The 13,995-nt window shown below is 29.5% G+C and carries 15 protein-coding genes; 13 read left to right on the top strand and 2 right to left on the bottom strand.

Features of this window, described 5'->3' with window-relative positions:
* Together HMPREF9709_RS10075 and HMPREF9709_RS07290 are read left to right on the top strand one after the other, a co-directional pair.
* Window positions 1-308 (top strand): hypothetical protein (locus HMPREF9709_RS10075; RefSeq protein ID WP_040463909.1); only part of this gene is annotated, 308 nt, incomplete at its 5' end.
* Window positions 305-850, top strand: coding sequence for a hypothetical protein (locus tag HMPREF9709_RS07290; protein ID WP_005398959.1), 546 nt, complete (start codon window positions 305-307; stop codon window positions 848-850). The genes HMPREF9709_RS10075 and HMPREF9709_RS07290, both read left to right, overlap by 4 nt.
* A 606-nt stretch (window positions 851-1,456) precedes the next feature.
* On the opposite strand, the gene HMPREF9709_RS07285 is transcribed toward HMPREF9709_RS07290, so the two are convergent.
* Both HMPREF9709_RS07285 and HMPREF9709_RS07280 read right to left on the bottom strand, forming a co-directional pair.
* Window positions 1,457-2,089 carry a hypothetical protein gene (locus HMPREF9709_RS07285; RefSeq protein ID WP_005398958.1) on the bottom strand — a complete coding sequence of 211 codons (633 nt, stop codon included), beginning with the start codon at window positions 2,087-2,089 and terminating at the stop codon, window positions 1,457-1,459.
* A complete protein-coding gene (locus tag HMPREF9709_RS07280) occupies window positions 2,079-3,215 on the bottom strand; it encodes an AAA family ATPase (protein WP_005398957.1) in 1,137 nt (378 codons plus the stop codon). Before HMPREF9709_RS07280 ends, HMPREF9709_RS07285 begins: the two co-directional genes overlap by 11 nt.
* 305 nt (window positions 3,216-3,520) lie before the next feature.
* Between HMPREF9709_RS07280 and HMPREF9709_RS07275 the strand changes: the two genes are divergently transcribed.
* The 11 genes from HMPREF9709_RS07275 (at window position 3,521) to HMPREF9709_RS07225 (ending at window position 13,995) form a co-directional block, all read left to right on the top strand.
* On the top strand, window positions 3,521-4,324 hold the full coding sequence (locus HMPREF9709_RS07275; RefSeq protein ID WP_005398956.1) for a hypothetical protein: 804 nt from the start codon (window positions 3,521-3,523) through the stop codon (window positions 4,322-4,324).
* Between the two features lie 11 nt (window positions 4,325-4,335).
* Window positions 4,336-4,761 (top strand): immunoglobulin-like domain-containing protein, encoded by a 426-nt coding sequence (locus tag HMPREF9709_RS07270; RefSeq protein ID WP_005398955.1) that lies wholly within the window; start codon window positions 4,336-4,338, stop codon window positions 4,759-4,761.
* A gap of 208 nt (window positions 4,762-4,969) precedes the next feature.
* Window positions 4,970-5,956: a tRNA dihydrouridine synthase gene (locus tag HMPREF9709_RS07265; protein WP_005398954.1), complete on the top strand. Its 987-nt coding sequence runs from the start codon at window positions 4,970-4,972 to the stop codon at window positions 5,954-5,956.
* Between the two features lie 24 nt (window positions 5,957-5,980).
* Window positions 5,981-6,976 (top strand): permease, encoded by a 996-nt coding sequence (locus HMPREF9709_RS07260; protein WP_005398953.1) that lies wholly within the window; start codon window positions 5,981-5,983, stop codon window positions 6,974-6,976.
* Window positions 6,977-6,985: 9 nt separating this feature from the next.
* Window positions 6,986-7,219, top strand: a complete 234-nt coding sequence (locus tag HMPREF9709_RS07255) for a thioredoxin family protein (protein ID WP_005398952.1) — start codon at window positions 6,986-6,988, stop codon at window positions 7,217-7,219.
* 9 nt (window positions 7,220-7,228) lie between these two features.
* Window positions 7,229-7,636 (top strand): arsenate reductase ArsC, encoded by a 408-nt coding sequence (locus HMPREF9709_RS07250; RefSeq protein WP_005398951.1) that lies wholly within the window; start codon window positions 7,229-7,231, stop codon window positions 7,634-7,636.
* A 153-nt stretch (window positions 7,637-7,789) separates the two neighbouring features.
* Window positions 7,790-8,719 carry an N-acetylneuraminate lyase gene (locus tag HMPREF9709_RS07245; RefSeq protein ID WP_005398950.1) on the top strand — a complete coding sequence of 310 codons (930 nt, stop codon included), beginning with the start codon at window positions 7,790-7,792 and terminating at the stop codon, window positions 8,717-8,719.
* Between the two features lie 608 nt (window positions 8,720-9,327).
* Entirely contained in the window at window positions 9,328-10,911 is a 1,584-nt protein-coding gene (locus HMPREF9709_RS07240; protein ID WP_005398949.1) for an AMP-binding protein, read from the top strand.
* Between the two features lie 15 nt (window positions 10,912-10,926).
* Window positions 10,927-12,120 (top strand): hypothetical protein, encoded by a 1,194-nt coding sequence (locus tag HMPREF9709_RS07235; protein ID WP_005398948.1) that lies wholly within the window; start codon window positions 10,927-10,929, stop codon window positions 12,118-12,120.
* A 17-nt stretch (window positions 12,121-12,137) separates the two neighbouring features.
* On the top strand, window positions 12,138-12,359 hold the full coding sequence (locus HMPREF9709_RS07230) for an acyl carrier protein (protein ID WP_005398947.1): 222 nt from the start codon (window positions 12,138-12,140) through the stop codon (window positions 12,357-12,359).
* A 79-nt stretch (window positions 12,360-12,438) separates the two neighbouring features.
* Window positions 12,439-13,995, top strand: coding sequence for an MBOAT family O-acyltransferase (locus HMPREF9709_RS07225; protein WP_211204496.1), 1,557 nt, complete (start codon window positions 12,439-12,441; stop codon window positions 13,993-13,995).

Below are 13,995 nucleotides of genomic sequence, written 5' to 3'. Positions count from 1 at the left end.
AGATTGATAACAATGTAAATGCATTTATTGTAGATAATGTATTTGATGAAATAGGTGGATTTGATATACAAATTTGGACAAATGAATCTGATGAGATTGAAAACATTTCAAAAGATATGCCTATGATGATGAAAAGTAGTAATCTTAATGAAGAAGAGGTAACTCCTATTGTATTAGAGGAAAAAGCTAAAGCTCTAATAAAAAAAATAAATGAAGTTTATAAAGAAGAGAACGAGATGGTGGATAAAGAAAGATTAGAGTTGAAAACATTAATCTTGAAAAAATTTAACAGGAATATAATATCATGAAAAAATTATTTTATATAATTTCGATAATTACATTATTAGCCATTAGTGGATGCAAGAAATTAGATATAGCGTTGAAGTCTCCAAGTTATTCTGCTTTTGAATTATGGGGTGAACATCCACCTTATGTATCTGAAAAAAAGGATTACGCGGTTATTACCACTCCAGATTCGTTTTTTATATATGATAAATCACAAAAGAAAATTACAAAAGCGTATGGAATTGATGTTGACAAGAGCTTTTTACCAGGTTTTTTTTCTAGTATAGTTCTAGATTATGAAAAAGATATATTATTAATAAGTGCTGAAAAGAATTTCACAAACTTTACTGAATATCACTATATTTATGATATAAAAAAAGATGAGTTTAAAAAAATAAAGGGAGAAGGTAAAATTTCAAAAATAACTGATTCCGAAAAACATGTAGAATTTGATGTGGGAATTATGTCATCAGATTTAAATACGATATATTTTATTAGTGACGATAATGAAAAAATTTATCCTTTCAAAGAAAATTTTAGTAAGGAAAGTTTTGAGATAAAATAATATTTAATAATTTCTGCACTTGAATAGAAAATTTGAATCAATATAAAAAGGGCTGTTGCAAAATAATTTTTGATTATTTTGCAACAGCTTTTCTTTATAGATTATATATAATCGTCTAGAAAAGACAACACATTTTGCCAAAATCTTTCAAGTGTGTTGTTGTAAAAAGTCAAAATCCAAAATGCAAAACTGGGAGAACTTTAGAACAGTCATTTATTGTGATGTATCTAATGGATATGCAGGTAAAATGGTAAATTTCTAATAATAGGGGAAAACCTCAGTATAGAATAGCTAATTGTCAGATAAAGCTGTCACTTTGAAAAAAACATCAGTATAAATTGAGAATCTTAGAAAAAAGCTGAGGTTTTTCGCTAAAAGCTCAGCACAGATCAACACTTAGCCAATTTAAGCTGACAATACAAAATTTCATTCAGTATAAAATTTAATTTAGAAATAAAAGCTGAAAAAATAAATTTTGTTGTAAAGATAAATAATAAAGATTAAGCTTGTTATTGTTGTAGATACATATCGTTGTAATTGTACCTATAAAAATAGAGTTAGCTTAATCTTTTTGTATTAAATATGGAATGAAAATATATTGTCTATTTAGATTTGATCTAAAATATTATTTATCCAATCAATATTATTATTTTCTAAATTAGTTGTTAATTTAATAAAATTTGTAGAACCAATTATATTAAATGTTTGGTTACTATTATATATATTGTTCTTCATGATGTTATAATTATCTTTGTTGATTTTAGAAAATAAAGAGTTTCTTTTATTTTCTTTAGCATCATAATTTTTTATGCCTGTTAAATTTTTTATAATATCAGCGTTATCACTTTTTTTATTAGAATTTAATATAATTTTCTTAAAATGATTAAGTATTATTTGCATTGAACATGGGTTGGCGAAAAAAATAATATCATTACGGTTAACGCAATTAGAATGTAATTCATCAACTTTACTTAATATATCTATAAAACTTGTATGAGGGTTCATATCTGTATCACAAATTATAAGAACTATATCATATCTATCTGATTGAAAATGCCATTGATATAAGGAAAAAACTTTATCAATTCCTTTAGCGTTTACTAATTTTACAGAATAATTTTTATTCCATAAATTCAATTGTTTTAATCTATTTAGATAGTCGTACTCTTCATATCCTTCGCAAATTATACATATCTTTTTTGAATTTGAAACTAAGTTTTTTGGAATTCTATTCTTCATGTGTTGTCCTATTATCTTTAATATCTAACAATACATCGATCAGTTGTGGATCTGGAATAGCGCCAAAGTCTCCTTTTCTATATTTTGAGATAATATCGCTAGTGCTCCTAACCCCATTTTCAGCAGTAAAGTCGTCTAATGAGTATAGATATTGATTTTCTTCATCTTTATCTAAGAACCATATTTGATCTTTTCTAAATAATTTTTTACAATCTAATATACTAATATCGTGGGTGGTGAATATTAGTTGAGCTTTTGTGTTTTCGATATTATTAAATAAAGATATGATTTCTCTAGTTAAAAGAAAATGTAGACTGGTGTCTATTTCATCAATAACCAAAGTTTTATCTAAACTTAGTGCTTCGATAATGTAACTTGCTAGAGCTTCAATCTTTCTAGTGCCCACGGAATCATAAATACTAGGAATCTGTTTTCCTTTGTAAGTAGATATTAGTTTTAAGTTGTCAATTATATTTTCTGAGATTTTTTTTTCTTCTATTAAATTTAAAATAGATGAAGGTATGAATTTTTCTATTTTATCTTTTGTATTAATATATTCAAAATTATCTAGGAAAAGATCAGCTTTTTTAATAAATTTAACTATTTGATTTTTCTTTTCATTATTAGATTTTAATATTTCAATTGTTTTGTTTAATGATATGTCATCTAACGAAACAATTTCAATATTATTAGCTTCACTATATAGTATTGATTTAATTTCTTTTAATTGAGAAAATTTTTCTACATCAAGTTGGTGAAAAAGAGGTTTTTTATTAGAAATAGATTCTATTATATTTGTGAGTTGTTCATTATCCGATGCGAAAGTATATACTCCGTTTATGTCATCTTTAATAAACCAAACTTCATCTTTTTTATTTCCGTATGAATCTATTATTTCTCTGCCAAATTTTTCAAATATAAATTCTCTATCAACAACATTATAAATAAATTCATAATAATATATGTTTTCCTTATAAAGGAACTTAAAACCTAATTTTGTGTTAATATCTTCATTAAAAAATTTAGATCTAATAATAAAGTCTTCATCTAAAATGACATTCTTAATAGCGTTCAAAGCATAAATAATCTGTGTTTTTCCAGTATTATTTGGTCCATATAGAGCCAATGATTTTACTATACCTATATTATTTGTTTTATAATAATTGGTATATATTAGACATCAATAAATTTTATATAAATATTTTTAATATATTTTCGTGGTAATAATGATTTATCTATACAATATTTTCATCTAAAGTAAGAATAATATGTTGACATAAAAATACATATGTTATAAAATTTAATTAAGAAATCGATTTCTTTTTTTAACCATCTATATTGTAATATGTTTATTATATTTTTTAGTAGTACAGGAGGATTATATGAAAAAAAACTTTTTATAGCATATTTGCTATATTTATATTATGCTTTATGATTTTTTCAAATCATGAACAAATTGAAGCTGAAAAATTAGATATTTATGATTTTGACTCGATTTCTAACATAATGAAAAAAAATAAAACAAAAATGTCTGGTTTATCTTTCAATAAAAATGTAAAAAAAGAGAAAACTTTTGAATATGATGAGTATATAGATGACTATGCAGGAAGTTTTGTAAAGGATGGTCAACTTATAGTTCTTACAACAAAAGGTAATAATCAAACAGTTAGTAGTAGACTTAATAAATCTAATCAAACCCATACTGTTAAATTCTCAATGAATCAGCTTAATGATGCGATGAATGATATTAATTTATATAAAAAATATCATGGAGAAACTTTTATTGCTAAACAATTTAATTTATATTGGTTAGATGTCGAAAATAACCAAATTGTAGTTGAGTTCGATAATTTAAACGAAGAAAATATTAAATTATTTAAAAATGAAGTTTTAGATGAGGAATTTATTGTATTTAAGCAAATTGAAGCTAAACCTCAAAAAGAAGCAAGTATTTATCCTGGATCTAAGATTAAAGTTAAATCATCATATTCATCAGTAGCATATAGAGCAACTAGAAATAATGTTTCTATAACATTAGACGGAGTTACACACTTTAATCTTGTAGGTGCCAATTACAAATCTGATCATGGAGATAGTGGTGGTTTAGTATTCTTTAAGGTCCCAGGTGAAAATTTAATAAATACTGTAGGTGTTCATATGGCGGGTGTAGGAAGTACTAAATATTATTGTAGAGCTTCAGAAGTAAACAAAGCATTAAATTTAAAAAGATATTAAAAGGGTTCACTATGAAAAAAACTATATTACTGTTTTCAATCCTAATATTTGTACTATTAGGTTGTGCAAAAAAAGAAAGATTAACCTATGAAGTAGAAGAAATAAAAAATGAGTTTGTTGATTTTAAATTCATAAAAGATAATAACGGAGATATGATTGTTGAATTTATAAATAAGCAACAAGAAGAAGTAACTACTTCAAGTGATAATAATTTTAAGATTTATAAAATAGAAAATGAATCTGAATTGAAAGAAATTGATAATCCTCTAGATTACAAAGATATTGCTTTAATAATTCGTCCTCAAGAAGGGATAAAACAGAAAATAAGACTTTCTAAGCTAATTTCAAATTTATCTAAAGGAAAATATGAAATTAGAAAAAGTTTTGATTATGAAGAGAAAACTTTTGAATCCAGTTTAAGATTTACAATAAAATAAAAAACAAAAAATATCTGTTGGTGTATATTATTCAGCAGATATTTTTGTTTTTTTAATAATACTATTGCTAATTTAATAATTTAGTATTATAAAATACCCCTTTAGTCATTTTTATAACTATCATTGAAAAATTCCGCTTATACTAGTAAAATAGTTAAGATTGGCGAAAGGCCAAAATACTAGAGTTAATTAGAAAAGAGAAGAGTTTATGAAAGAGAATTTTTGGAATGATTTACCGCGTCCGTTTTTCATTTTGGCGCCGATGGAGGATGTGACAGATACTGTGTTTAGACATGTGGTGGCAAAGGCTGCTGCGCCGGATGTATTTTTTACGGAGTTTACAGATACCAATGCATATAATTTGCCGAATGTAAGGGATACTCTTGATGGAAGGCTTTTGTTTACAGAAGATGAACAGCCGATAGTGGCTCATATTTGGGGAGACGTGCCTGAAAACTTTGAAAATATGGCTAAGGGTTTGGCTGAAATGGGCTATAAAGGTATTGATATAAATATGGGATGTCCTGCGGCGAATGTTGTTAAGAAGGGTAAAGGATCTGGATTGATAAAAAGACCTGAGGTTGCGGCGAGTATTATTCAGGCTGCGAAGGTAGGTGGTATCCCGGTGAGTGTGAAGACTAGACTTGGATATCTAAAAGTGGATGAATACAAGGAATGGATTAGTCATTTGCTTAGACAGGATATTGCAAATTTGACGATTCATTTACGTACGAAGAAGGAAATGTCATTTGTTGATGCGCATTGGGAGTTGATTCCTGAGATTGTAAAGTTGAGAGATGAGATTGCTCCAAATACGTTGATTACGATAAATGGCGACATTCCAGATAGAAAAGTCGGAATGGAACTTGTTGAAAAATACGGTGTCGATGGTATCATGATTGGGAGAGGCATTTTTAGGAATGTATTCGCATTTGAAAAGGAACAGAGAGCCCATTCCCACAAGGAATTTATGGATTTGTTCTATTATCATTTGGATTATTATGAAGATATGGTTGAGAAAGAGCCTAGATTGAGCAAAGTGTTGAACAGGTTGTTTAAGACTTATGTGAAGGATTTTAAGGGCTCACGACAATTGAGAGACACTTTGGTAAGGACAAAAAGTGTTGATGAGGTTAGAGAAGTTTTAGCCAATTTTGAACACATTGATGCTATAATGAATGAAGAAGCATTATAGTTTTATTAAAGAAGGTAAGTTAGAATGATGGATTTTATTCAAAAAGAAATTTTGGGCATGAATTGGTTGAATCGACTGGTTGGAAATATTCTGTCTAGAATGGGTGTGGATATTACCAGTCCAGTTGGTGGAAGTCTGCAGTTTTTCTTTTATGATGTGGTAAAAATTACCATTTTATTGTGTACATTGATTTTTGTTATTTCATACATTCAATCATATTTTCCACCTGAAAGAAGTAAAAAGATTTTAAGGAAATTTAAGGGCGTATGGGCAAATACAATAAGTGCATTGCTTGGGACGGTAACACCGTTTTGCTCTTGTTCAAGTATTCCGCTGTTTATAGGGTTTACTAGTGCGGGATTGCCGATTAGTTCGACATTCTCATTTTTGATTTCTTCTCCAATGGTTGATCTTGGCTCTCTGGTTTTATTGATGAGCATTTTTGGTGGCAAAATAGCAATATTGTATGTGATATTTGGCTTAGTCATAGCGGTTGTTGGTGGTACATTTATTGGTAGTTTACAAATGGAAGACCAAATTGCTGATTTCGTGAGAAATGCAAAGAATATTGAGTTAGACATTCCTAAGTTAACTGTAAAAGATAGGTTGAATTTTGCTAAAGAACAAGTCGAAGAAACATTTAAGAAAGTATTTCCATATATCTTGATTGGTGTAGGTATTGGTGCGGTAATTCATAATGTTATTCCGGAGGAATGGATACAAAAATTATTAGGTACAAATAATATTTTTGGCGTTGTGATTGCAACATTATTGGGTATACCAATATATGCGGATATATTTGGTACCATTCCTATTGCTGAAGCTCTACTTGCGAAAGGGGCGCAATTAGGTACGGTGCTTGCGTTTATGATGGCGGTGACCACACTTAGTTTGCCATCACTGATAATGTTAAAAAATGCGATAAAGACAAAGCTATTGGCAGTATTTGTGGCAATATGTGCGATAGGAATAATTTTAGTTGGCTATTTATTTAATTTTTTACAACCATATATTATGTAAGGAGAAGGTGTGAATAGAGTATATAAAGTTTTGGGCAGCGGATGCGCGAAATGCCAAAAATTAGAAGAAAATCTTAAAGAAGCATTATCACAAAATGGTGAAAATGCTGAAGTGGAACATGTTACTGATTTTGCAGAAATTGCAAGATATGGGGTAATGTCTACTCCTGCGCTTGTTGTGGACGAAAATGTTGTATCAATGGGTAAGGTTTTAACTGTTGACGAAATAAAAAATATTATTTAAGGTGAAGTTATGAAAAAAATAGCTTTTTTATGTGTGCATAATTCCTGTAGAAGTCAGATTGCTGAAGCTCTTGCTAAAAAATATGGTGAGGGAGTGATTGAGGCGTATTCTGCAGGTACAGCGACAAAAGATAAAATCAATCAAGATGCGGTTAGATTGATGAAAGAAATCTATCATATCGACATGGAAGAAAGTCAAAACCCAAAATTAATTGACGACATCCCACAAGTTGATTATGTAGTGACTATGGGTTGCAATGTGGTTTGCCCAGTTTTACCATATAGTTATGGTACAGAAGATTGGGGACTTGATGATCCAACAGGAAGACCAGATGAAGAATTTAAGAAAATAATTGAAAGTATCGATGAGAAAGTTAGAGATTTGGTTGAAAGAGTTAAATCAGATAAATTAAATTAATGTAGAATGGTGTATTGAAAATATTTTCGATACACTATTTTTTTAACATATAATCAGGATTTGCTTATTTTTGCCGATTATTAAGAATGTGCATTCCTACAAAATTTTATTTAATGGGATTATAATAGAATTATTAAACTTTAGGAGTGTAATATGGAAAAATTTACGATTGAAGATTTTAAGGGTGTTATCCCAGCTATGCTTACACCTTTTACAAAAGATGAAGAGATAGATGAAGCTGGCATCAGAGATTTAACAGAGTATTTATTGAGTTTTAATATTGGTGGATTATATTTGACTGGGTCAACTGGTGAAACATTCTTGATGAATGAAGAAGAAAGAAAAAAAGTGTTGGAAATTGTAATGGATCAAGTTGCGGGCAGAGTGCCAGTTGTGGCTCACATCGGTACACTTTCAACTAAAGCTGCAATTGAACTTGCAAAACATGCGGAAAGTCTTGGGGTGGCTGGGATTTCATCCGTACCACCATTTTATTGGAGACATTCCGAAGAGGCGATAATAAATTATTATAAAGATATTGTTGAATCCGTTGATTTACCAATGATTGTATACAACATTCCTCTTGCGGGACTAATGTCAGTTGATACAATTAAGAAGTTGGCGGAATTAAAGAATGTTTGCGGTGTTAAGTTTACAAGTACAACATTATTTGAAATCACACAAATCAAGGATGCAACACCTGAAGGATTTATGATTTTTGGTGGTGCTGATGAATTGGCATCAAGCAACTTAGCTATCGGTGTTGATGGAATCATTGGTTCATTCTATAATTTGATTCCTGATTTATTTATCCAAATTAGAGAAAATGTGAAGAATGGAAATCAAGCGAAAGCAGAAGAACTTCAAAGATATGCGGTGCGTATTATAATGGATGTGCTAAAACATGGTTCAATGGTTGGAGCGATGAAATCAATCCTAAGAAAAGCGGGAATAGAAGCTGGATATTCAAGAAGACCATTCTTAAACTTTGAAGATGAAAGACAAAAAGAAGTTGTAAATTCATTATTAAGTATTGAAAATATTAAAGACCTAGATTTAGAATTAATAAAGAGATTAAAATAAGTGTTATCACGGAAATGTTTATGGAAATGAGAGCTGCTAGGGAAATAACTTTTTGGTTATTACCCTAACAGCTCCTTTTTTTATACATATTTTACTAAATCAGTTAATTTATGTATATGGGATTGAAAAGACAACACATTCTAATGATTTTCTAGAGTTGTGCTGTCATGAGGGAATGGGATTCAACACATTCTGCCAATATTTACAAAATGTGTTGTTCTAAAATTCCTCCAAAATGCCAAATCCCCTCCAATTCTACAAATCTCCTAAATCCCCAAAACGTCCAATCCCCCAATCCAACCCCCCCCTCAAATCCTCCTATCTCCCTTATAAAAACTCAACATTATAATTTATTATATTTTTAATTCCATTTCAAATAAGGTCAAAATTCTCTAAATAAGCAAATTGTTAATAAATCTACTTAATTATATATACTCGAATTGCTTATATTGTGGTAAAAACAAGATATTACAAAAAGGTTAAGAAAAATAGATAAATGTAATAAATTTTTAAGAATTTTTTTATTGAAATTGTTCTACTGTCGTTGTATTATAAATAAAGTAAAGTAATATAAATTTACTTAAATTATAACTAAATGAGGTATTTTAGTGAAGATAAAGAGCGTACTTACTTATCTAGAGAGAAGTGCTAGAGAGTATAAAAATAAATTGGCGGTATTTGATGGTTCGCTAGCGTTAACTTATGAAAAGTTGGAAGAGTTATCTAGAAATTTAGCATATAAATTTTATGAAATTAGACAGGACAAGAAAGAGATAGATTATAGTAGTACATTACTATATCTTGATAAGTCTCCAATCGTGTTTTTTATGGAAAAGTCGTCTTTGACTTTAGCAGGATTTTTCGCTAGTGCGTATGCGGGTGCTCCATATACTTTGTTAAATCCAGAATTTCCAGACCATAGATTGTTGTATATGGTGGATTTACTTGAATCAAAGATTATTGTGACAAATGAGCAGTATAAGGACAGAGCAGAAGAAATTTTTAATAAGGCGAATGTTGAATGCAAAATTTTAACGATTGAATCTTTGTTAGATTCATTAAATGGGATAGATACTGAATTACGAGATAGAACGTTAGATTTGATAAGAAGAAAAGCTATCGATACAGATCCTTTATATATTAATTTTACATCTGGTTCTACTGGAAATCCAAAGGGAATTGTAGTTTCCCATAGATCAACTATTGATTTTATAGAAGAATTTGTTGAAGTTTGTGGCATTGATTCGAGTGATATTATTGGAAATCAAGCTCCATTTGATTTCGATGTTTCAGTTAAAGATATCTATTCTTCAATATGTGTTGGTGCTAATTTGATTATCATTCCTAGAGAATATTTTTCTAGACCAAAAGATTTAATTGACTATTTGGTTGAAAATAAAGTTACTAATTTAACTTGGGCAGTTTCTGCGCTTTGTCTAGTGTCAACATTTCATGGGCTAGATTATAAGACTCCTGAAGATGTGAGAAGAATAGTATTTAGTGGTGAAGTTATGCCATTAAAACATCTTTATGAATGGCGTAAGCATTTACCAGAAGCTACATTTATCAATGTGTATGGGCCTACTGAAATTACTTGTAATTGTACGTATCATATTTTAGATAAAACTAATGAGTATAGTGAATACATTCCAATTGGTAAAGCATTTTTAAATGAAGATGTATTTCTACTGGACAGTGATTCTAAACTAATTACAAGTGTTGAGACTGTGGGAGAAATTTGTGTGAGAGGGAGTGCTCTTGCATTAGGGTATTATAAAAATCCTGTTCAAAACGAGAAAGCATTCGTACAAAATCCCTTAAATAATTTGTATCCAGAATTAATTTACAGGACGGGAGATTTAGCTTGGTATAATGAAAATCTTGATTTGGTATTTTCGGGACGTAAAGATTTTCAAATAAAGTATCAAGGACATAGAATTGAACTTGAAGAAATTGAAAGAGTGGTATCTAAGATTGATGGTATTGAGAGATGTATTTGTATATTTGAGGAAAAGAAATCTAAACTTAAATGTTTCTATTTAGGTGATATTGAAAAGAATGAATTAGTCGATGAAATGCAAAAACTCCTTCCTTTTTACATGATACCAAGAGTGATTAAAAGAGTTGAAAATATGCCTCTTAATAAGAATGGTAAAGTGGATAGAAAGAAGTTGGCTGAAATAGCGGACTAATAGGAGGTATTTCATATGAGATTTGAAAATTTGTCAGATATAATGAAAGGTTCTTCAAAGTCTTTTTATGTTTTTGATATAGAAAAATTACATCAGAGAATTGATTACATAAAAGAAAAGCTACCAAATCATTTGGAATTTTGTTATGCAGTGAAGGCCAATACTTTTATTACTGAGTTTATTATAGATAAAGTTGAACGATTTGAGATTTGTTCTCCTGGTGAAGCAAAGATATGTAAACTTCAAGGAGTGCCATATAGCAAGATGGTAATTTCCGGTGTTTATAAGGATCCATATTTTATTCGTGAATTAGTTAATGATAAGGATTTTGATGGGATATTTACGATTGAGTCTATGGGCCAGTTTGAGCTAATAAAGAAATATGTCGATGAATACAAAAGGAAAGTCAATTTACTTTTAAGACTTACAAATGACAGTCAATTTGGAATGGATATTAGTGATATTGAAGAAATTGTCGAACAAAGAAATGATGAATTTATTAATTTACTTGGCATTCAGTACTTTACAGGAACTCAAAAACATTCCTTAAAAAAATTTGCTAGGGAGCTTAGAACTTTAGAGGACTTACTTGCAGATTTGAAGGAAAAGTTTGATTACATTCCTCATGAAATCGAGTATGGGACTGGATTTCCGGTAGCGTATTTTGAAAATGAAGAAATTGATGAAGAAAATTTGTTTAGTGAATGGTCAAGATTAATTGAAAATTTTTCTTATAAAGGAAAGATTACGATAGAGCTTGGAAGAAGTGTCGTTGCTTCTTGTGGTAGCTATTTTACACATATTGTAGATATTAAAACGAATAAAAGTCAAAACTATTTAATGGTTGATGGAGGAATGCACCAAATTATGTATTTCGGTCAGTATATGGCGATGAAACTACCATTTATAAGACATATAAAGATGGAAAAAGGTGATGTTGTAAAAGGAAAACATCTATATAATATTGCTGGATCTCTTTGTACGATGAATGATATTTTGGTAAAACAGGCTGAATTTGAAGATGTTTCTGTTGGAGATGTTTTGGAATTTCAAAATGCGGGAGCTTACAGTATGACCGAAGGAATGTCTTTATTTTTATCAAGAGATATTCCCGCAATATATGTAAAAATTATAGAAAATTCAAATGTCGTTTTTGAGAGACTTAGAGATAATTTCGAAACCTACAAGTTGAATATGAGAAATAAATAAAAAAAGAGGTGAGTAAAATGGAAAGAATAGTAGAAATTTTAGAAGAAATAAAACCAGGAGTTGATTACGAAAATTGTGAGGAATTAATTGATGGTCATCATCTTGATTCATTATCAATTTTATCATTGGTAGTGGAGTTAGAAGATGAATTTGACATATCCATTCCTGCAGTTGAGATCGTGCCTGCAAATTTTAATTCAGTAAAATCTATCTACCAAATGGTAGAAAGATTAGATTGAGATTTTTATGTCTCAAATATTTGAATTCTTTTTGGATAAAGACAAGCAATCATTGATATCATTTTTCTCGGTGGAGTATATGATTATACTGCTTCCGATGGTGTTTATATTGGTGGGAATAACTCCAAAAAGATATAAGAGATATACATTACTTGCTTTAAGCTATTTGTATTATTGGTGGATAAGCAGGAAGTTGATTGTTGTGCTTATTGGTACGACGTTAATTATGTATTTTGCTGGTTTATTCATTGAAAAATTATATGGAAATAGAGATAAACAGCTTCAGAATGCTGAAAAATCACAAAAGAAAGAAATAAGATCTAAGTTTAATAAAAAATCTGGGATGATTTTAGTATTATCAATTTCGATGCTTGTACTGTCAATAGTTGTATTTAAATATTTAGGATTTTTCACACGAAATTTAAACTATTTATTAAAAGGCATAGATTCTGGATTTAGACTTAAAATTCCAAGATTAATGGTTCCAATTGGTATATCTTTCTTTACTTTGCAGTCAATTTCTTATTTAGTTGATGTAAAGAGGGAAGTTATAAAGGCGGATCACAATATTTTTAGGCTGGCTTTATTTATCAGCTATTTCCCACAAATAGTAGAAGGACCGATTTGTCGATATGCAGACACTGCTTCTCAATTGTGGAATGTCACAAGCTACGATAAAAAGAATCTAAAATATGGGGCGATGAGATATTTGTATGGTATTTTCAAAAAAATAGTCATTGCGGATAGGCTAAATATCATAGTTTCTAAAGTGTTTAATAAATATGATAAATATTCCGGATGGATTTTACTTGTTGGGATCATTGCGTATACCATTCAACTTTATATGGATTTTTCAGGAAGTATGGATGCGGTATTGGGTACTTCTGAAATGCTTGGGATTCGCCTAACAGAAAACTTTAGAAGACCACTATTTTCAAGAACTATATCAGAGTTTTGGACAAGATGGCATATTAGCTTAGGTACATGGTTTAAGGATTATATATTTTATCCAATAACCATGTCTTCATCCATGAAGAAATTAACATCAAATGCTCGAAAGAAAATAGGAAATCACTTCGGACCGCTATTAGCTGGTGGAGTGGCGCTATTTTGTGTGTGGCTATTAAATGGTTTATGGCATGGAGCTGGATGGACATTTATCGCTTTTGGAATGTATCACTTTATCCTAATTTATACGGCTTCGCTTCTATTGCCATTCACAAATAACATATTAACTAAATTAAAGATAAATACTTCCAACAAATATTTTAAGATAATGCAGATAATTAGGACGTTCTTCTTAGTAGTTATTGGCGAATTGTTCTTTAGAGCTCCTAATATAAGAGTTGCATTGTCCATGATAAAGAGAATATTTACGAAGTTTTATATGCCGACTTCTAAACCATTTTATTCTATTATGGAAACGCCAGATATTGTAATTTCTATAATTAGCATATTGATTGTATTTTGTATAAGTTTAGCATTAGAAAGAGGCGTAAATATCAGGGATAGAATATTTGAAAAGAATATAGTTTATAGATGGATAATAATATATGCCATTATTCTATTTATCATCATATTTGGAGCTTATGGATATGGATATACTCCGATAGATCCAATGTATGCAAATTACTAG

The organism is Helcococcus kunzii ATCC 51366 (assembly GCF_000245755.1).
Classification (GTDB): Bacteria; Bacillota; Clostridia; order Tissierellales; family Peptoniphilaceae; genus Helcococcus; species Helcococcus kunzii.
Note: the sequence above shows the minus strand (reverse complement) of the source record. Positions and strands in the feature narration are given on the sequence as shown.